The 18,074-nt window shown below is 65.9% G+C and carries 19 protein-coding genes and 1 tRNA gene; 13 read left to right on the forward strand and 7 right to left on the reverse strand.

Annotation, left to right across the window (positions count from 1 at the left end; all coding sequences use genetic code 11):
* Positions 1-302: 302 nt before the first annotated feature.
* The 4 genes from ACP693_RS11925 (at position 303) to ACP693_RS11940 (ending at position 3,224) form a co-directional block, all read left to right on the forward strand.
* Positions 303-1,556 carry a cation:proton antiporter gene (locus ACP693_RS11925; protein ID WP_426019672.1) on the forward strand — a complete coding sequence of 418 codons (1,254 nt, stop codon included), beginning with the start codon at positions 303-305 and terminating at the stop codon, positions 1,554-1,556.
* A 40-nt stretch (positions 1,557-1,596) separates the two neighbouring features.
* Complete coding sequence (locus tag ACP693_RS11930; protein ID WP_426019674.1) at positions 1,597-1,797, forward strand: DUF2093 domain-containing protein; 201 nt, start codon at positions 1,597-1,599, stop codon at positions 1,795-1,797.
* Positions 1,794-2,651, forward strand: a complete 858-nt coding sequence (locus tag ACP693_RS11935; protein WP_426019676.1) for a M23 family metallopeptidase — start codon at positions 1,794-1,796, stop codon at positions 2,649-2,651. The genes ACP693_RS11930 and ACP693_RS11935 overlap by 4 nt, the downstream gene beginning before the upstream one ends.
* 66 nt (positions 2,652-2,717) lie before the next feature.
* The gene (locus ACP693_RS11940; protein ID WP_426019678.1) at positions 2,718-3,224 is read left to right on the forward strand and encodes a response regulator; all 507 of its coding nucleotides are present in this window, start codon (positions 2,718-2,720) and stop codon (positions 3,222-3,224) included.
* Here ACP693_RS11940 and ACP693_RS11945 read toward each other — a convergent pair.
* Both ACP693_RS11945 and ACP693_RS11950 read right to left on the reverse strand, forming a co-directional pair.
* Entirely contained in the window at positions 3,170-4,147 is a 978-nt protein-coding gene (locus ACP693_RS11945) for a lysophospholipid acyltransferase family protein (RefSeq protein WP_426019679.1), read from the reverse strand. The two genes, ACP693_RS11940 and ACP693_RS11945, sit on opposite strands and share 55 nt — an antisense overlap.
* A complete protein-coding gene (locus tag ACP693_RS11950; protein WP_426019680.1) occupies positions 4,137-4,919 on the reverse strand; it encodes an SDR family NAD(P)-dependent oxidoreductase in 783 nt (260 codons plus the stop codon). Before ACP693_RS11950 ends, ACP693_RS11945 begins: the two co-directional genes overlap by 11 nt.
* Positions 4,920-5,028: 109 nt before the next feature.
* Between ACP693_RS11950 and ACP693_RS11955 the strand changes: the two genes are divergently transcribed.
* Positions 5,029-6,303 (forward strand): EAL domain-containing protein, encoded by a 1,275-nt coding sequence (locus ACP693_RS11955; protein WP_425984875.1) that lies wholly within the window; start codon positions 5,029-5,031, stop codon positions 6,301-6,303.
* A 61-nt stretch (positions 6,304-6,364) separates the two neighbouring features.
* Here the strand turns inward: ACP693_RS11955 and ACP693_RS11960 are convergent, their stop codons facing one another.
* The 4 genes from ACP693_RS11960 to ACP693_RS11975 form a co-directional block, all read right to left on the reverse strand.
* Entirely contained in the window at positions 6,365-6,670 is a 306-nt protein-coding gene (locus ACP693_RS11960) for a hypothetical protein (RefSeq protein ID WP_426019682.1), read from the reverse strand.
* 150 nt (positions 6,671-6,820) lie between these two features.
* Entirely contained in the window at positions 6,821-7,096 is a 276-nt protein-coding gene (locus tag ACP693_RS11965) for a DUF2312 domain-containing protein (RefSeq protein ID WP_135195123.1), read from the reverse strand.
* A 194-nt stretch (positions 7,097-7,290) separates the two neighbouring features.
* Positions 7,291-7,416, reverse strand: a complete 126-nt coding sequence (gene ykgO / locus ACP693_RS11970; protein ID WP_008263184.1) for a type B 50S ribosomal protein L36 — start codon at positions 7,414-7,416, stop codon at positions 7,291-7,293.
* A 202-nt stretch (positions 7,417-7,618) separates the two neighbouring features.
* Positions 7,619-7,695 (reverse strand) — tRNA-Ala (locus tag ACP693_RS11975).
* Between the two features lie 182 nt (positions 7,696-7,877).
* On the opposite strand from ACP693_RS11975, the gene ACP693_RS11980 reads away from it, so the two are divergent.
* Complete coding sequence (locus ACP693_RS11980) at positions 7,878-9,161, forward strand: lytic murein transglycosylase (protein WP_426019684.1); 1,284 nt, start codon at positions 7,878-7,880, stop codon at positions 9,159-9,161.
* Between the two features lie 643 nt (positions 9,162-9,804).
* Here the strand turns inward: ACP693_RS11980 and cysS are convergent.
* Positions 9,805-11,256, reverse strand: a complete 1,452-nt coding sequence (cysS, locus tag ACP693_RS11985) for a cysteine--tRNA ligase (RefSeq protein ID WP_426019685.1) — start codon at positions 11,254-11,256, stop codon at positions 9,805-9,807.
* A 107-nt stretch (positions 11,257-11,363) separates the two neighbouring features.
* On the opposite strand from cysS, the gene folE reads away from it, so the two are divergent.
* The 7 genes from folE to ACP693_RS12020 all read left to right on the forward strand — a co-directional run bounded on the left by folE (position 11,364) and on the right by ACP693_RS12020 (position 18,054).
* A complete protein-coding gene (gene folE / locus ACP693_RS11990; RefSeq protein WP_426019686.1) occupies positions 11,364-11,978 on the forward strand; it encodes a GTP cyclohydrolase I FolE in 615 nt (204 codons plus the stop codon).
* Between the two features lie 169 nt (positions 11,979-12,147).
* Complete coding sequence (locus ACP693_RS11995; RefSeq protein ID WP_426019688.1) at positions 12,148-12,582, forward strand: biopolymer transporter ExbD; 435 nt, start codon at positions 12,148-12,150, stop codon at positions 12,580-12,582.
* 143 nt (positions 12,583-12,725) lie between these two features.
* Positions 12,726-14,567 (forward strand): gamma-glutamyltransferase family protein, encoded by a 1,842-nt coding sequence (locus tag ACP693_RS12000; RefSeq protein WP_426019690.1) that lies wholly within the window; start codon positions 12,726-12,728, stop codon positions 14,565-14,567.
* A gap of 29 nt (positions 14,568-14,596) precedes the next feature.
* Entirely contained in the window at positions 14,597-14,959 is a 363-nt protein-coding gene (locus tag ACP693_RS12005; RefSeq protein WP_426019691.1) for an MmcQ/YjbR family DNA-binding protein, read from the forward strand.
* Between the two features lie 35 nt (positions 14,960-14,994).
* Positions 14,995-15,837 (forward strand): aldo/keto reductase, encoded by an 843-nt coding sequence (locus ACP693_RS12010; protein WP_426019693.1) that lies wholly within the window; start codon positions 14,995-14,997, stop codon positions 15,835-15,837.
* A gap of 15 nt (positions 15,838-15,852) precedes the next feature.
* Positions 15,853-16,515 carry a Pr6Pr family membrane protein gene (locus ACP693_RS12015; protein ID WP_426019695.1) on the forward strand — a complete coding sequence of 221 codons (663 nt, stop codon included), beginning with the start codon at positions 15,853-15,855 and terminating at the stop codon, positions 16,513-16,515.
* A 9-nt stretch (positions 16,516-16,524) separates the two neighbouring features.
* Entirely contained in the window at positions 16,525-18,054 is a 1,530-nt protein-coding gene (locus tag ACP693_RS12020) for a UbiD family decarboxylase (protein ID WP_426019697.1), read from the forward strand.
* Positions 18,055-18,074: the final 20 nt, after the last annotated feature.

The following is an 18,074-nucleotide window of genomic DNA, read 5'->3' on the forward strand; positions in this document are numbered from 1 at the left end:
CCGCCGACCCGTCGCAGGCTTATGGGGTTAGGCGATAAGACCGCCACCGCTCGACGCCCCGAGCTTGCAGGCCAACCAGCCGCGCGGAGCGTCATACCCTTCGTCGAAACGGTACTTACAAATTCACACTCCGGGCGAAGGCCCGGCGCTCCGCCCAGCCCTCCAACACCTTCGCAGCGCAAGCGCGAAGACGAAGCCGTTTTCCGCCTCGCGCGACACTGCGTCATCTTGTCAAACCCGACCTCGCGCCCCAACTGCAAAGCCTAGCCAAAATCACACCTTCGCTCGCCACAGGAGCCCTGATGCCGCATGCCGACAGCCTGATCCTCACCCTGGTCGGGGGCTTCGTCCTCGCCTTCGTGTTCGGCATGCTGGCGCATCGGCTGAAACTGTCGCCCCTGGTCGGCTATCTGGTCGCCGGGGTCATCGTCGGCCCCTATACGGGCGGCTTCGTCGCCGACACCGAACTGGCGCCGCAGTTGGCCGAGATCGGCGTCATCCTGCTGATGTTCGGCGTCGGCCTGCACTTCTCGCCCAAGGACCTGATGCAGGTCCGCAAGGTCGCCATTCCCGGCGCCCTGGTCCAGATCAGCGTCGCCACCGTGCTGGGCTGGGGTCTGGGCCGGTTCGTCCTGGGCCAGGGCGACGTCGAGGCCCTGCTGATGGGCTTTGCGCTGTCCGTCGCCTCCACCGTGGTCCTGCTGCGGGCGCTGGAGGAGCGCAAACAGGTCAAGGGCGAGATCGGCCGCATCGCCGTCGGCTGGCTGATCGTCGAGGATCTGGTCATTGTCATCGCCCTGGTCATGCTGCCGATGTTGGTCATCCCCGCCGGAACCCAGACCGATCTGGGCGGCCTCGGCCTGAACGTCGGCTGGACCCTGCTGAAGGTCATCCTGTTCGTCGTCGGCATGCTGGTCGTCGGCGGCAAAGTCATTCCCTGGCTCTTGATCCGCATCGCCCACACCAAGTCGCGCGAGCTCTTCACCCTGGGCGTTCTGGCCATCGCCCTGGGCATCGCCTGGCTGGCCTATTTCCTGTTCCACTCGTTCGCCCTGGGTGCCTTCCTGGCCGGTCTGGTCATGAACGCCTCGCCCCTGGGTCACAATGCGGCCGAGCGGTCCCTGCCGCTGCGCGACGCCTTCGCCGTCCTGTTCTTCGTCTCCGTCGGCATGCTGTTCGATCCGATGATCGTGGTGCGCCAGCCCTGGGCGGTCCTGGGCGTGCTGGGCATCATCATCATCGGCAAGTCGGTCGCGGCCCTGGTCATCACCAAGACCTTCAAGCTGGACCGCCCGACCGGCTTCACCGTCGCGGCCTCGCTGGCCCAGATCGGCGAGTTCTCCTTCATACTGGCCGCGCTGGGCGTGTCCCTGGGCGCCATGAGCCGCGAGACCCACGACCTGATCCTGGCCGCCGCCCTGCTGTCGATCTCTCTGAATCCGTTCGTCTTCCTGTTCACCGACCGGATGGGCGGCAAGCCCAAGCCGCCCCCGCCCGGCGCGATCCGCCCCGCCGCCGCGGACGGCCCCATAACGGATGCGGTCGCCACGACCTGAACCCCTTTTCGCACCGCGCGCCGCCCGCTATCGTCCGATCATGGACATGACCGCTGCAGACCAGGCCGTTCTTCACTATGGCGACGGCGAGTTCGCGGTGCTGAAGCCCGGCCGCTTCGTGCGCTGCGCCGTGACGGACAAGCCCATCCCGCTGGAAATCCTCCGCTACTGGAGCCCGACGCGACAACAGCCCTATTTCGGACCGGCCGAATTCATCGCGGCCCTGCAAGCCGCGACATGATCTCGTCGCGCCGCGCCCTGCTGATCGGCGCGGGCGCCAGCCTGATCGCCGCGCCGCTGGCGGCCCAAGATCGAAGCTCTCTTCCGCTGGCCTTGAACGGGGCCTGGCGTCAGGGCGGCTACGCCTTCGGTCGCACCACGCCGCGCGCCCTGATCTTCGTCGATGGCGAGGCCCTGACCACCGCCTCGGCCGCCGGCCTCTTCGTCATCGGCTTCGACCGCGACACCGCCGCCAGCGTTCAGATCGAGGCCCGCGCGGATGGCCGCTCGGCCCGACGCACCCTCGACATCGCCCCCTACGCCTTCCCCTCGGCCACCGTGAACGGTCTGCCGCCGTCGACCGTCGAGCCCAGCGACCCCGCCCTGCTGGCCCGCATCCAGCAGGAGATCGCCCTCAAGACCGAGGGCTTCGCAAGCCGCATCGACGCCGACGATTTCAAGAACGGCTTCATCTGGCCGCTGGAGACCTACCGCGTCTCCAGCGCCTGGGGCGCCCAGCGCATCCTGAACGGCACGCCGGCCCGGCCCCACTATGGCATCGATCTCGCCGCGCCACAGGGCAGCGTGATCCGCGCCCCCGCCGACGGCCGCATCGCCTTCGTGCGACCCGACATGCATTTCGAGGGTGGCCTGACCCTGATCGACCACGGCCAGGGCCTGATCACCTGCTATCTGCACCAGTCCCGCCTGGACGTGCAGCAGGGCCAGCGCGTGCGGCGCGGCGATCCGCTGGGCCGCGTCGGCATGACCGGAAGCGCCACCGGCTCGCACCTGTGCTGGCGCATGAAATGGCGCGACCGCAATCTGGATCCGTCGCTGATGGTCGGCGCCTTCGCGCCGCAGACGCTGGCCTGATCAATGGCTACGCTTGCGGGACTAGGTATACCCCCTTAGCGTCCGGTCGCCATTTGTCGGGGACCGATGTTTTCTCTCAGATCGTTGAACGTCCTGCTGGTGGACGATAATCAGAACATGCGCGCCATCGCCGCCGCCGTGCTGCACTCGGCCGATATCCGCAACGTCCATGAGGCGGCCGAGGGCGCGACCGCCTTCGACCTGCTGCGACGCCACCCCATCGACCTGGCGATCGTCGACTTCAACATGTTCCCGCTGGACGGGGTCGAGTTCACCCGCCTGGTCCGCACCAGCCCCGACAGCCCCAACACCTTCCTGCCGATCATCATGATGACCGGCCATTCCGAACGCACCCGCGTCTATGAGGCTCGCGACGCCGGGGTTACCGAGTTCATTGTCAAGCCCCTCACCGCCAAGGCCGTGCTGGACCGGATCAACGCCGTCATCATGCGGCCCCGCGCCTTCATCAAGACCGACGACTATGTGGGCCCCTGCCGCCGACGCCGCGAGACCTCGGACTACGCCGGGCCGTTCCGCCGCGCGTCCGACACCTCGCGCTCCAACGCCGCATAGACCTTGTCGGGCCAGCGCTTGTGGACCCAGAACCAGTCCACGGGACGCTCTCTGACCCGGTCCTCGACGAAACGGTTGGCTGCCTGGATTCCCGCCAGGGTATCGGCCGCCTTGTCCTCGCTCTGGCTGACCACGATCGGTTCATGCGCCGTCACCCGGAACCGCACGCCAGGCAGCCGCACCACCGACAGCGGCAGCATGACGGTGTCGAACTTCAACGCCAGCCGCGCCGCCCCCGGCGAGGCGTTGACCGGCTGGCCGAAGAACTCGACCTCCGGCCCTTGATTGTATTTCTGATCGACTAGCAGGGCGATGGAATCGCCGCGCTTCATCCCCGCCATCAGCTCGCGCGTTCCGTCGCCCTTGGGCGCGAACAGGCGGATGCCGTACCGTTCGCGGCTCTGGCGGATCAGCGCGTCCACATACGGATTGTTGGCGGCGCGATAGGTCACCTGGCACGGCACGCCCGACGCCATGATCACCGCCGCCATCACCTCGAAATTGGCCAGATGGCCCGAGATCAGCACCGCTGGCCGGCCGCTGTCGCGCAGGGCGTGCAGCCGCTCCATCCCGACCACCTCGACCCGGCCCCCCTCTGGCGTCAGCCGGTCCATGACCGCCAGTTCGGCGAAGGTCCGCCCCGTTTGATCCCACTGGGCCAGCGCCAGCGCCTGACGCTCGGCGGCGTCCATGTCGGGAAAGGCGATCCGCAGGTTCCGCATCACCGTCTTCTGCGTGCCGGTCAGCGGCCCCAGGGTGCGCAGCAGCCAGCCGCCCAGCCCCGACGCGCCCTCGACGCCCAGCAGGCGCAGGAAACCGAACAGCGCCTGAAAGCCCAAGGCCTCCAGACGCCAGATCAGATCCTGCTTTACACTCGCGGCGCGACCGCCCGTCGGGCTTGAGCGCGTTTCTTCACCAGGCAATCGTCAATCCACCGTCCACCACAAGGGTCTGCCCGGTCACATAGGCCGACGCGGGGCTGCACAGATAGACCGCCGTGCCCGCGATTTCATCGGGCTGGCCGATCCTTTTAAGCGGCGCGGGCTCGGTGACCGTCTTCAGCAGCTCCGGATTTTCCCACAAATATTTGGCGAAGTCGGTCTGCACCAGGCCCGGCGCAATGCAGTTGACCCGCACGTTCGACGGCCCCCATTCCACCGCCAGGTTCCGCACCAACTGCATGTCCGCCGCCTTGGAGATATTGTAGGCGCCGATCAGGGCGTTGCCGCGCAGGCCCCCGATGGACGAGATCACCAGGATGGCCCCGTCCTTGCGCTCCACCATCTGCGGCGCGACCATCTGGATCAGCCAGTGGTTCGAGATGACGTTATTCTGCAGGATCTTCTCGAACTGATCGTCGGCGATGCCCGCCATCGGCCCGGCATAAGGATTGGTCGCGGCGTTGCAGACCAGGATGTCGATCTGACCGAAGGCGGCGTTGGTTTCGTCCACCAGACGCTGCAGGTCTTCCTTCGACGCGATATTGGCCGGCACCGCGATGGCGCGCGGTTCATCGGATTTGACGCCGTACTTGCCGTTGATCTCGGCGGCGACCTCGTCGCAGGGCCCGGCCTTGCGTGACGAGATGACGACCTTGGCGCCGTGCTCGGCCAGCCGTTCGGCGATCGCCTTGCCGATTCCGCGCGACGATCCGGTGATGATTGCGACCTTGCCGGTCAGATCGAACAGTTCCATTGCGTTTCCCGTAGGTTTGGCGGGGATATTTGTTTTCCCGCTCTAGCCGAATGACATTGATAGCCTGATACTCGGGCGATTCCATCCGGGAGTGGCCGACCGCCAGCCGATGCGCAACGTAACAACGGGCTTTCTGTATTTCGCCTATCTGTTCCTCGGCATGACCGTGGGCGCCTTCCTGTGGCGCGCCGGCCTCGGGATCGGCGCAGGCGTGGCCGGAACGCTCGGCGCGCTGGGTCTGCTGGGCGCCTTCCACGGCATCGTCACCGGCATCGCCGAGCGTCGCGTCCTGAAAAAGGAAATCGGCCAGGTGCGCGAGGCTCACCGCCTGCTGGCCGATGCGATGGAGTCGACCCAAGGCGCCCTGACCGAACTGGCCCACGCCATCGAAAGCGGCGTCCTGTCCGACACCGACGCCCTGACCGGCGAGGTCCGCATGCTGGAATCCCTGGTCCAGCAGATGAGCGAGAGCATCGACGAGCGCCTGTCGGCCGCGCCCCACATCGGCGTCGAGACCTTCGAGGGCCGTCGCGTGGCCCAGTCCAACGTCCTGCTGCGCACCATCCACGAGGCGCTCAGCGAGGGCCGCGTCGACCTGTATCTCCAGCCGGTTGTCTCCCTGCCCCAGCGCCGGACCATCTTCTACGAAAGCTTCACCCGCCTGCGTGATTCGACCGATCGCGTCATGATGCCGGCCGAATATCTGTCCCTGGCCGAAGGCGAAGGCCTGGTGCCGGCCATCGACAATCTGCTGCTGTTCCGCTGCGCCCAGATCGTGCGCCGCCTGGCGCGCCAGGATCGCAAGGTCGGCGTCTTCTGCAACGTGGCCCTGACCTCTTTGGGCGACGAGACCTTCTTCCCGCAGTTCCTGGATTTCCTCAGCGAGAACCGTGACCTGAACCAGGCCCTGATCTTCGAACTGGGTCAGGCCACCTTCGACGCCCGCGGCGCCGTCGAGGCCCGCAACATGGCCAAGCTGGCCGACCTCGGCTTCCGCTTCTCGCTGGACAAGGTGCAGACGCTGGATCTCGATTTCGCCGACCTGCAGCGTTCGGACGTCAAGTTCATCAAGGTCTCGGCCGACCTGATGATCGAACAACTGCTTGACCTCGACGGCGGCGCGCCCCTGCGCTCCATGCCCGACATCCAGGCCGCCGACTTCGCCGCCCTGACCCGTCGCTACGGCGTCGAGGTGATCGCCGAAAAAGTCGAGAACGAACGCCAGGTCGTCGACATCCTGGAGCTCGATGTTGCGATGGGCCAGGGCCACCTGTTCGGCGAACCCCGCGCCATCAAGGACGAGGTCTTGGCCGAGACCGACCCCCCGGCCGAGTTCCTCCGCTCCACCCTGCGCAGCGCCGAACAGCGCCGGCGGTTCAGCTAGACCTTTCGGACCTCTCCTCGTCTTGCGGAAAGCCGCCGCCGTTGCTCGACGGCGGCTTCGATCAGTTTTCGCTTGACGTCGCTTCAGAGCCGCCACGCTTCTTTCGCCCCCACCGCCGCCGGGGGTCTTCACCGTTGGCCTTGGCGGTGATTTCCTTGAGCTTGCGGCCCTGCATCGCGGACAGAGCCTGACCCGGCGCGCCCTTTTCCGGGTCGGCGAAGGCGCGGCCGTGGGTCTTCACCCGCTCGCTGACCGAGTCGATGAACTCGCCCTCCCATTCGGACAGCGAAACGCCCGCCTTCTCTGCCGAGCGGCGGGCGCGTTTCAAAGCATTCAGCGCGGTGCGTTTAGCCGCCTCGCGCTGCATCTCGAAGGGGCTGGGCGCGGACTTTTTTGAAGCGTTACCGCCCTTCGGGCTGCTTGAGCGCAGCTTGGATGCGCCATCGCCCTTGATGCCGCCTGAGCGCGACAGCCCGCCTCCTGGCTTGAAGGGGGTGCGCTTCAAGCCGGATCAGCCTCAGATCTCGCCGAGGGCCGACAGGTAGAGGTCCAGGATGGCGTCCTCTTCCTGGCGCTTAGCCTTGTCCTGCTTTCTGATGCGGATGACCTTGCGCAGGATTTTGACGTCGTAGCCCTCGCCCTTGGCCTCGGCGAAGACCTCCTTCATGTCGGTCATGACGGCCTGCTTGTCCTCTTCGAGACGCTCAAGGCGTTCGATGATGGTGCGCAGGCGGCCTTGGGCCGTCGCGTTGAGAATGTCGGGACCACCGTCGAAGGACGCGTCGTCAGCCATGAGGGATACTCCAGAAATCAGGCGCGGACGCTAACCATGAGACTGGCGCGACTCAACCGCGAACACGAAAAAGGCCGCGGACAGAAATCCGCAGCCTGTGGATCATCGTCTCTCAAGCGCGCTATCGCCCTTCGGGCTGCTTGAGCGCGACCCAGCGTGCGCACGCCGCCGAGGCGGCGTGCAGCAAACGCTGCTTAGCCCTGCTTCGCCTTGAAGCGCGGGTCGGTCTTGTTGATGACGAAGACGACGCCCTTGCGACGCACGACCTTGCAGTCGCGGTGGCGGGTCTTGAGGGACTTGAGCGAGCTACGGACCTTCATCGTCGGACGTCCTGAGAGAAACCAATAAGAAAGCCGCTGACCCGGTCGGATCGCGGCGGAGGCGGTCGTATAGAGAGAGGGGTTCGGAAGGTCAACCCGCCAAAGGCCAAAACCGCATAGAACCCAGGCACAGCCTGCCTGGCGACGTATTTCCTCTCACGTGCTGAAGTAGCCCGAAGGGCGATAGCACGTTCAAAAACTATGGAGGCCTGACCTCCGAGTCGAACGGAGGGTTTACGGGGTTGCACGCCCGTCGCGTCGCCACTCCGCCATCAGGCCGTCAGAGGGACTGCGCTAATACGCCGCATGCCTTTAAGGCGTCGATCAAAATCGAGGTTAATGACGCCAACGAGGGAGCGATAGGGCAACGCTTTCGCCTCATTGGCGCTTTATGGCCCTGAAATGGACGTTCTCGCGGATGTCATTTCGCGTCTGACCTCGGGGGCTTTAGTTTGAATCTCATGCGCTTTTCCTATCGCCTTCTTCTCATCGGCTGTGTTTCGGCCTGTGCGCCTATGTTGCCCGAGCCGCAGGTCGGCCTGCCGACGCCGCAGCCCCAGCCGCAAGCGGGCGCGCCCGTCACGGCCCCTGCCCCCGCGCCGCAGACGCCGCCGCTGGCCGCCTATGACCAGCAAGGGTTCGAGGGCTGGAAACAGGGGTTCCTGGCGCGCAAGGGCGGCGCACGCCGCGCTGATTACGCCCGTGAACTGGACGGCCTCGCGCCCGATCCGACGGTGATCCGTCTGGACCGCAACCAGCCGGAATTCTCCAAGCCCGCCGGCGCCTATATCCAGAACGCCGTGACGCCGGTGCGGATCGCCCAGGCCAAGCAGCGAATCGACCGGGTGCCGTGGTCGGTGGTCCAGCGGTTCGGCGTGCCCAGCGAAATCCTGGTCGGCGTCTGGGCGCAGGAGAGCGCCTTTGGTCAGGTCCAGGGCGACTATGACGTCATCCGCTCGCTGGCGACGCTGGCCTATGACGGTCGCAGGCGAGATTGGGCCGAGGGCCAGTTGAAGGATGCGCTGGACATCGTCGTGGACGGCCGGCGCGAGCGCGCGGGCCTGAAGGGCAGCTGGGCCGGGGCCATGGGCCAGACCCAGTTCATGCCCGACAACTATCTGCGCCTGGGCGTGGACCAGGACGGCGACGGCAAGGTGGATATCTGGGCGGACGAAGCCGACGCTCTGGCGTCCGCCGCCAACCTGCTGGCCCAGGCCGGCTGGAAGCGCGGCCAGAACTGGGGCTATGAGATCACCCTGCCCTCCGGCTTCGACTATGCCGAGGCGGAAGGCCCGAAACACAACTGGGCCTATTGGGCGGCCAAGGGCGTGCGTCTGGCGCAGGGCGGCACGCCGAACGGGGCCGAGGCGCTGGAAGAGGCGACCATCCTGCTGCCGCAGGGGGCAAACGGCCCGGCCTTCCTGGCCCTGCCGAACCACTATGTGATCCGCCGCTACAACAACTCGGTCAGCTACGCCCTGGCCATCGGCCTGACGGCGGATGGGATCATGGGCAAGCCGGCCCTGAGCAAGGCCTGGCCCAACGATCCGTCGATGTCGCGCGAGCAGCGGATCGGAGCGCAGCGGGCGCTGACGCAGCTGGGTTACGACACCCAGGGCGTCGACGGAGTGATCGGGTCCAATACCCGCGCGGCCTTGCGCCGCTGGCAGGTGGCGACGGGTCGGATCGCCGACGGCTATCTGACGCCGACGCTGGCGGACGAGCTGATCCGCCGGGCGAACTGAGGCTGTAAATCCGGGCATGGTTCGGCGCTCCTGCCTTTCACGGGCGGAGATGATGGAGGGCTGGGCGGAGCGCCGGGCCTTCGCCCGGAGTGGGTTTGTGTTGTTACCGTTTCGACGAAGGGTATGACGCTCCGCGCGGGTGGTTGGCCTGCAAGCTCGGGGCGTCGAGCGGTGGCGGTCTTATCGCCTAACCCCATAAGCCTGCGACGGGTCGGCAGCCCCTGCGAGGGCTGTCCCGAGTGCGGCCGAGTATCCCCCTCGACCCTCCGACACCGCTCCATGAGTCGATGTCAGCGCGGGTCGTCTCAGACCCGCTCCCGTTCCATCCGCTCCCGCCGCCGCAAGGTCGCAGGCCAAGCGAGCCCTCCGGGCGACGGGACGAGTGTATTATGCGGCGGTTTCGGGAGGGGGGATGGGAGAAGGGGGACATAAATCGGCAAGCGATTGAAATCGCAGCGAATGAACCAGCGTCATTGTGATGGTTGGCGAGCGTTTCTCCCTCCCCTTCATGGGGAGGGGCGGCGAAGCGGAGCGCAGCCGGGGTGGGGCAGGATGAAGCGTCTCCGCTGCCCTAACGGCCCCACCCGGATCGCTGCGCGATCGTCCCTCCCCATGAAGGGGAGGGAGAGGCGTTTGCGGGGCTTCAGCCCTTCATCCGCCAGGTCGCGCCTTCGGGGCCGTCCATGACGACGACGTTCAGGGCGTTGAGGCGGTCGCGGATGCGGTCGGCCTCGGGCCAGTTCTTTGCGGCGCGGGCGCCGGCGCGTTGGTCCAGCAAAGCCTCGACCTCGGCCTTCAGGGCGGGATCGCCGCCCTCAAACCAGGCGTCCGGCGTCAGCGACAGCACGCCGAGCAGGCTGGCGGCTTCGGCCAGGCTCCAGCGCGCCATGGCGACGTCGTTGATGTCCGCCTCGGCGTCGTTCAGCAGATCGCGAAGGGCGTTTCCCAGCCCGAACAGCTGGGCGATGGCGCCGGGCGTGTTGAGATCATCCTCCAGCGCGTCCAGCACCGGATCCAGGTCGTTCTCGGCCAGCTCCATCTCGGCCTCGTCCAACGTGGCGAAGTCGAAATCGGCGAGGGCCGCGTCAGCGTCGCGCAGGACGCCATAGAGCCGATCCAGGTTCTTGCGGCTTTGCTCTAGCAGGCCCTGATTCCAATCAAGCGGCTGGCGATAGTGGGCGCTCAGCAGCGCCCAGCGGACGACCTCGCCCGGCATGGCCTGGACCAGGTCGTGCAGCAGCAGGACGTTGCCGACCGACTTGGACATCTTCTCGGCGTCCACGGTCAGGAAGCCGTTGTGCATCCAGTAGCGAGCGTATTCGTCGTGGGCCTGGTCGTCATGGGCGTGGCCGTGGGCGCAGACGCCCTGGGCGATCTCGTTCTCGTGGTGGGGGAAGACCAGGTCGATGCCGCCGCCGTGGATGTCGATGGGCAGGCCCAGGGTCTGTTCGATCATGGCCGAGCATTCGATGTGCCATCCAGGGCGCCCCTCGCCCCAGGGCGACGGCCAGGACGGCTCGTCGGTCTTGGACGGTTTCCACAGGACGAAGTCGTGGGGGTTCTTCTTGTAGGGCGCGACCTCGACGCGGGCGCCGGCGATCATGTCGTCCAGGTTCCGACCCGACAGGGCGCCGTATGACTTGTAGGACGAGACGTCGAACAGGACGTGCCCCTCGGCCGCATAGGCGCAGCCGGCGTCGACGATGGCCTGGATCTGATCGACGATGGCCGGAATATAGTCGGTGACGTGGGGGGCGAGGTCGGGCGGGGACACGTTCAGCAGGCCCATGTCGGCCAGATAGGCGGCCTCGTAGCGGGCGGTAACCTCGCCGATGGGCACGCCTTCGCGGGCGGCCTTCTGATTGATCTTGTCGTCCACGTCGGTGACGTTGCGGGCGTAGATCACCTTGTCCGCGCCATAGGTCCGGCGCAGCAGCCGCACCAGGACGTCGAACACCACCGGCGGGCGCGCATTGCCGATATGGGCGTAGTCATAGACCGTCGGGCCGCAGACATAGAGGGTCACCCGGTTCGGATCGCGCGGTTCGAACAGGCGCTTTTCACGGCGCAGGGTGTCGTGGATGTGCAGCGGCATAGGAGAGGTGGACTTCGTTTTCTTGCAGGACGGAGGGTCCGTCCCATATAGCGGCCTGACATATAGTCTATCGTTTATAGAGGCGCCTGCCTCAACGGATCGAGTTCATGAGCGTCATCCCCGCCAAGCCCGTCCTCGTCAGCGACGAAACCGTGCAACGTCCTTCGCGCGAACAGGCGCTGGAGGCCGTGCGGACCCTGATCGCCTGGGCCGGCGACAATCCGAACCGTCCGGGCCTGATCGACACGCCGAAACGGGTGGTGGACGCTTACGGCGAATGGTTCGACGGCTATGACGCCGATGCGGGCAAGGAGCTGAGCCGCACCTTCGAGGACGTGACCGGGTACGACGACATGGTCATCCTGCGCGACATCGAGGTGGAGAGCCACTGCGAGCACCACATGGCTCCCTTCCTGGGCAAGGCCTATGTCGCCTATCTGCCCGGCGAGAAGGTGGTCGGCATCTCCAAGCTGGCGCGTGTCGTCGAGATCTATGCGCGGCGCCTGCAAAACCAGGAAACCCTGACCAACGACATCATCGACGCCATCGAATCGCACCTGCAGCCGCGCGGCGTGGCGGTGCTGGTGGACGCCGAGCATCAATGCATGACCACGCGCGGGGTGCATCATCGGCACGTTTCGACCATCACGACCCGCTTCACCGGCGCCTTCAAGGACGATCCTGCCCTGGCGGACCGTTTTCTGAAGCTGGCCAAGGCCTGAAGCCCGTTCTTGGGGACGACTGTCGCGTATAATTGACGTTCGGGAACGGCAGATCGTTTAGAACCGCTTTACAAGCCCGCATCGGGACGCCAAGAACCGATCAAGCCTTCGGGCGATCCATAGGGAAATGTCGGCGCGGATTGCAGCCGGCGAGTAACGGAGACGATGCATGGCTGCCAAGCTGGGTGGTTCCGGTGGGGACAAGCACACGATCGAACAGACGGCGGATATCAACATCACGCCGTTCATCGACATTCTGCTGGTGCTCATGATCATCTTCATGGTCGCCGCGCCTATGGCGACCGTGTCGATCCGTCTGGACCTGCCGCCGGCGCAGCCGCCCTCAAACCCGACCGAGGAAAAGGAACCGGTTTACATCACCATCCAGGACACCGGCCAACTGTTCATCGCCGAGAAGCAAACCTCGATCGACAACCTGTCTGCTGACGTCTGCGCGGCCCTGGGCGGCGGTTCCTGCCAGGAAGAGCGCGTCTTCGTCCGCGCTCAGCCGGAAGTGAAATATTCGCAGTTCATGGAAGTCATGAACAAGATGCAGGAGAACGGCTTCTTCAAGGTCGGCCTGCTGAACGAAGACATCGAATAGGACTTTCGTTCTTTCAGGGATTTGGGCCGCGTTCCGAAAGGGACGCGGCCTTTTTCTTTGGCTGCGTGATCGGCGAGATTGGGGCTTGCCGGATGGGCCGGACCCCGCCTTGATGCCTTACTGGTTGTTCGAGGAGTTCGCCCATGCATCGTCGCACCTTCCTGTCCGCCCTGCCTGCTGGAGCCCTGACGGCCGGAGCAATGGCGGCGACGGCGGCTCAGGCCCGGCAAGCCTCCCCGACCGCCAAACCGACCGAGGCGGCCCCTGCCCCCGCCCGTGCTGATCCCCATGCCGGCGTCGGCATCGGCGACCGGATCACAGGGCCGAAGTTCATGGGACGGTCCACCGTCTGGGGCGCGAACGGGGCGGCGGCGACGGCGCACCCGGCGGCCAGCCTGATCGGCATCGACACCCTGAGGCGCGGCGGATCGGCCATCGACGCGGCCATCGCCATCAATGCGGCGCTAGGCTTTCTGGAACCGGTCGCCAACGGCATCGGCGGCGACGCCTATTGCCTGCTGTGGGACCCCAAACAGAAGAAGGTCGTCGGTCTGAACGGCTCGGGCGCCAGTCCGCTGGCCTTGAGCCTGGAGACGGCGCGGTCCAAGGCCATCGACGGCTATCTGCCCCGCTATGGCGCGGTGACGGTGAACGTGCCGGGCACGGTGGACGCCTGGTGGAGCGCGCACCAGCGCTATGGCAAACTGCCGTGGAAGGATGTGCTGCTGCCGGTCGCCGAGCTGTGCGAACAGGGCGTCCCCATGCCCCAGGTCATCGCCTACTACCTGGAACGCAACATGGCCGCCTTCGACCGGGGCGTGATCCCGATCGAGGAGAACGACAACCGCAAGCGCATCTGGGCCGCGAACGGCGCGACGCCGAAAGTGGGCGAGATGTTCGCCAATCCCTATCTGGGCAAGACGCTACGGATGATCGCCGAGGGCGGGCGCGACGCCTTCTATGACGGCCCCCTGGCCGACCAGATGGAAGCCTATTCCAGGCGAATCGGCGGCTGGTTGACCCGCGCCGACCTGGCGGCCCACCACACCGAATGGGTCGAACCGATCCAGACCAACTATCGCGGCGTGGACGTCTTCGGCCTGGGGCCGAACACCCAGGGCCTGTCGACCAACCAGATTCTGAACATCTGTGAACAGTTCGACCTGAAATCCATGGGCTTCCAGTCCGCCGCCTCGCTGCACGTCCAGGCTGAGGCCAAGCGGCTGGCGTTCGAGGATCGGGCGCGCTGGTTCGCCGACGACCGCTTCTCCAAGACCCCCGTCGAATGGCTGAACTCCAAGGCCTATGCCGCCGAACGCGCCAAGCTGATCCGGCCGGACCGGGTCATGGACCGCGTCATGCCGGGCGACGCGCCGCACCACGGCGACACCACCTATTTCAGCGTCGCCGATAGCGACGGCATGATGGTCAGCTGGATCCAGTCCAACTATCGCGGCATGGGATCGGGCCTGGCGCCGGACAATGGATCGGAGCCGCTGGGCTTCATGTTCCAGGACCGGGGCGAGCTGTTCGCCCTGACCGACGGTCATCCCAATGTCTATGCGCCCGGCAAACGGCCGTTCCAGACCATCATCCCCGGTTTCGCGGTCAAGGACGGCGAGCCCTGGATGGCGTTCGGCGTCATGGGCGGCGCCATGCAGCCCCAGGGCCAGGCCCAGATCATCATCAATATGGTGGACTATGGGCTGGAGCCCCAGGCGGCCGGCGACGCCCCGCGCTGGCAGCACTATGGCTCGTCAGAACCGACGGGCCAGCCGCAGGAAGGGACCGGCGTCCTGCACCTGGAGAGCGGCGTGCCCGAGGCGACCAAGGCCCAGTTGCGCGCCATGGGCTGGACCCTGGGCGAACCGGACGGCGGGTTCGGCGGCTATCAGAACGTCATGAAACAGATGAACCCCGGCGGGCGCTGGACCTATGGCGCGGCGACTGAGATGCGCAAGGACGGGATCGCGTTGGCCTATTGAGATTGGCCTATTGAGATTGACTTACCGACATGACCCACGACGAGGTTCGGGCCTTGCTGTTTTCGTTTCCCGGCGTGGAGGACGGCGTGTCCTATGGGGAGCCGTCGTTCAAGGTGGCGGGGAAGTTCTTCACTTGGCTGAGGCCCACGCTGGACGACAGCATCGTGGTGCATCTGGACAACCGCGATGAGCGTGACTTGCTGATCGAGATGGACCCGGCGACGTTTCATTTCACCGACCACTATCGCGACTATCCCATCGTCCTGGCGCGGATCGCGACGGTCGATCCGGTCTGGTTGAAGGCGGCGCTGGACAGGCGATGGCGCAAGGTCGCGCCGAAAAGTCTGTCGAAACAGCATCCGCGTCTTACCGGAACGGGATCGGGCGCCTAATTACACGCTCCCTGAATGCAGCGAAGGCGCGCCCCATGGCCTATGGCGACCAACCCACGATCACCGTCGATGGAATCGAAATCCCCCTGCTCGGCTTCGGCACCTGGCAGCTTGAGCCGGCGGATGCGCGGCGCATGGTCGCCGAGGCGCTGCGGATCGGATATCGCCACATCGATACGGCCTGGATCTACAAGAACGAGCAGGCGGTGGGCGAAGGCATCCGCGATTCCGGCGTGGCGCGCGAGGACCTGTTCCTGACGACCAAGATCTGGGTCGAGCATTTCACCCATGACGCCCTGCTGAAACAGGCCAAGGAATCGGCCGACAGCCTGGGCACGACGCCGGACCTGTTGCTGTTGCACTGGCCCAAGACGACGCCGTCGTTCGAGGAGACGCTGGGCGCGCTGAACGCCGCAAAGGACCAAGGCCTGACCAAGTCGATCGGCCTGTCCAACTTCCCGTCCAAGGAGTTCCGTCAGGCGCAGGGCCTGTCCAAGGCGCGGTTGATCACCGATCAGGTCGAGCACCATCCCTATCTCGGCATCGATCAGTTGGTCGCCACGGCGGCCGAGCTGGGCTCGTCGATCACCGCCTGGTCGCCGCTGGCCCAGGGCAAGATCGCCGACGACGCCACCATCAGCGAACTGGCCAAGGCTCACGGCAAGACCAATGGTCAGATCACCCTGCGCTGGCTGATCCAGCACGGGATCATCGCCATTCCCCGCACCACCAAGGAAAGCCGGGCGCGCGAGAACTTCGACATCTTCGACTTCGCCCTGACGGACGAGGAGATGCAGCGGATGGATGCGCTGGATCGCGGCGAGCGACTGGGCGACTGGCTGGACCCCGCGTTCGAATGGGACAAGACTGCCGCCTGATCGACGGAGGCGCCGGTGTTTCGCAAACGGGACCAGCCCAGGCTGTGGCGCGCGACATTCGCCGTCGTGGGCTGGACCGCGCTCGCGCTTCAATATCTGCTGATGGTGGCGCCGGTTCAGGGATGGACGGTGCTGGAGCGGACGATCAACTACTTCAGCTTCTTCACCATCCTGACCAACATCCTGGTCGCCCTGGCCTTCACCGGCCCGCTTCTGGGCGAGGGCTCCAGACTGGGCCGATGGAGCGCCAGCGAGGGCGTTCGGGCGGCCGTCGCCATGTATATCGTGGTGGTCGGGTTGGTTTATCATTTCCTGCTGCATCCCTACTGGAACCCCACCGGCTGGTCGCTGCTGGTCAATGTGGTGCTGCACTACGTCATGCCGGCCGCCTTCGTGCTGGACTGGCTGTGGTTCACGCCAAAGGGCCGGCTGCGCTGGATCGACCCGGCGAAATGGCTGGCCTTTCCGTTGATCTATGGCGGGTGGACGCTGATCCACGGCCTGGCGACGCACTGGTGGCCCTATGGGTTCGTCAATGTGGATCAGCTGGGACTGGGGCGGGTCGTGATGATCTTCGGGGCGCTGCTGGTCTTCTTCCTGCTGGTGGGGCTAGCGCTGGTCGCGCTGGATCGCGTGTTCGGCCGCGCGACGCGTGACAGCGGGCCGCGTCCCGCTTAAGCCTCCGATATGGCCTACAAATCCCTGCGTGACTTCATCGACCAGCTGGAAGCTCAGGGCGAGCTGGTGCGGGTGTCCGAACCCGTCTCCACCGTGCTGGAGATGACCGAAATCCAGACCCGGCTGCTGAGGAACGGCGGGCCGGCGGTGCTGTTCGAAAAACCGGTGATGCCGGACGGAACGATCAGCCCCATCCCCTGCCTGGCCAATCTGTTCGGTACGGTGAAACGGGTCGCCATGGGGGTGACGCTGGAGGGCAAGGACCGCACCACGGCGGGCGAACTGCGCGAGGTCGGCGAACTGCTGGCCTTCCTGCGCAATCCGACGCCGCCTCGCGGCCTGGGCGACGCGATGGAAATGCTGCCGCTGATGCAGACCGTCATGTCGATGCGGCCCAAGGTGGTGAAGAAGGCGCCCGTGCAAGAGGTGGTGCTGAAGGGCGACCAGATCGACCTGACCGCCCTGCCCGTCCAGTCGTGCTGGCCGGGCGAGCCGGCGCCCCTGATCACCTGGGGCCTAGTGGTGACCAAGGGGCCGAGCGAGGACCGCGAGGACGATTTCAACCTGGGCATCTATCGGATGCAGGTCCTGGGCAAGGACAGGGCGATCATGCGCTGGCTGGCGCATCGGGGCGGGGCGCAACACTATGCGCGGCACAAGAAGGCCCGGCCCACGGAGCCCCTGCCCTGCGCCATCGTGCTGGGCGCCGATCCGGGGACGATCCTGGCGGCGGTGACGCCGGTGCCGGACACCCTATCGGAATATCAGTTCGCCGGCCTGATGCGGGGCGCGAAGGCCGAGCTGGTTGCGTGCAAGACCGTGCCGCTGATGGTGCCGGCCCAGGCCGAGATCGTGCTGGAAGGCCACGTCCTGCTGGACGAGTTCGAGGACGAGGGTCCGTACGGCGACCACACCGGCTATTACAACTCGATCGAGAAGTTCCCGGTGTTTCAGGTCAGCGCGATCACCATGCGCAAGAACCCGATCTATCTGACCACCTTCACGGGCCGCCCGCCGGACGAACCATCGGTGCTGGGCGAGGCGCTGAACGAGGTGTTCATTCCCCTGCTGCGCCAGCAGTTCCCCGAGATCGTCGACTTCTGGCTGCCGCCCGAGGGGTGCAGCTACCGGATCGCGGTGGTGTCGATGAAGAAGGCCTATCCGGGCCACGCCAAGCGGGTGATGCTGGGCGTCTGGAGCTATCTGCGCCAGTTCATGTACACCAAATGGGTCATCGTCGTGGACCACGACATCGACGCCCGCGACTGGAAGGACGTCATGTGGGCCATCTCGACCAAGATGGACCCGGCGCGCGACATCACCGTGATCGAGTCGACGCCCATCGACTATCTGGACTTCGCCAGCCCCGAGAGCGGCCTGGGTTCAAAGATCGGCCTGGACGCCACCGACAAATGGCCGCCCGAGACCAAGCGCGAATGGGGCGAGGAAATCCGCATGGACGAGGCTGTGATCGAACGGGTTTCCGACATGTGGGACCGGCTGGGCCTGCCCGGCGACGGAACACCGATCTGGAAGTAAGCTTGGCTCTTGGTCACGCC

This window comes from Brevundimonas sp. TWP1-3, from assembly GCF_049896085.1.
In the GTDB taxonomy this organism is placed as follows: Bacteria; Pseudomonadota; Alphaproteobacteria; order Caulobacterales; family Caulobacteraceae; genus Brevundimonas.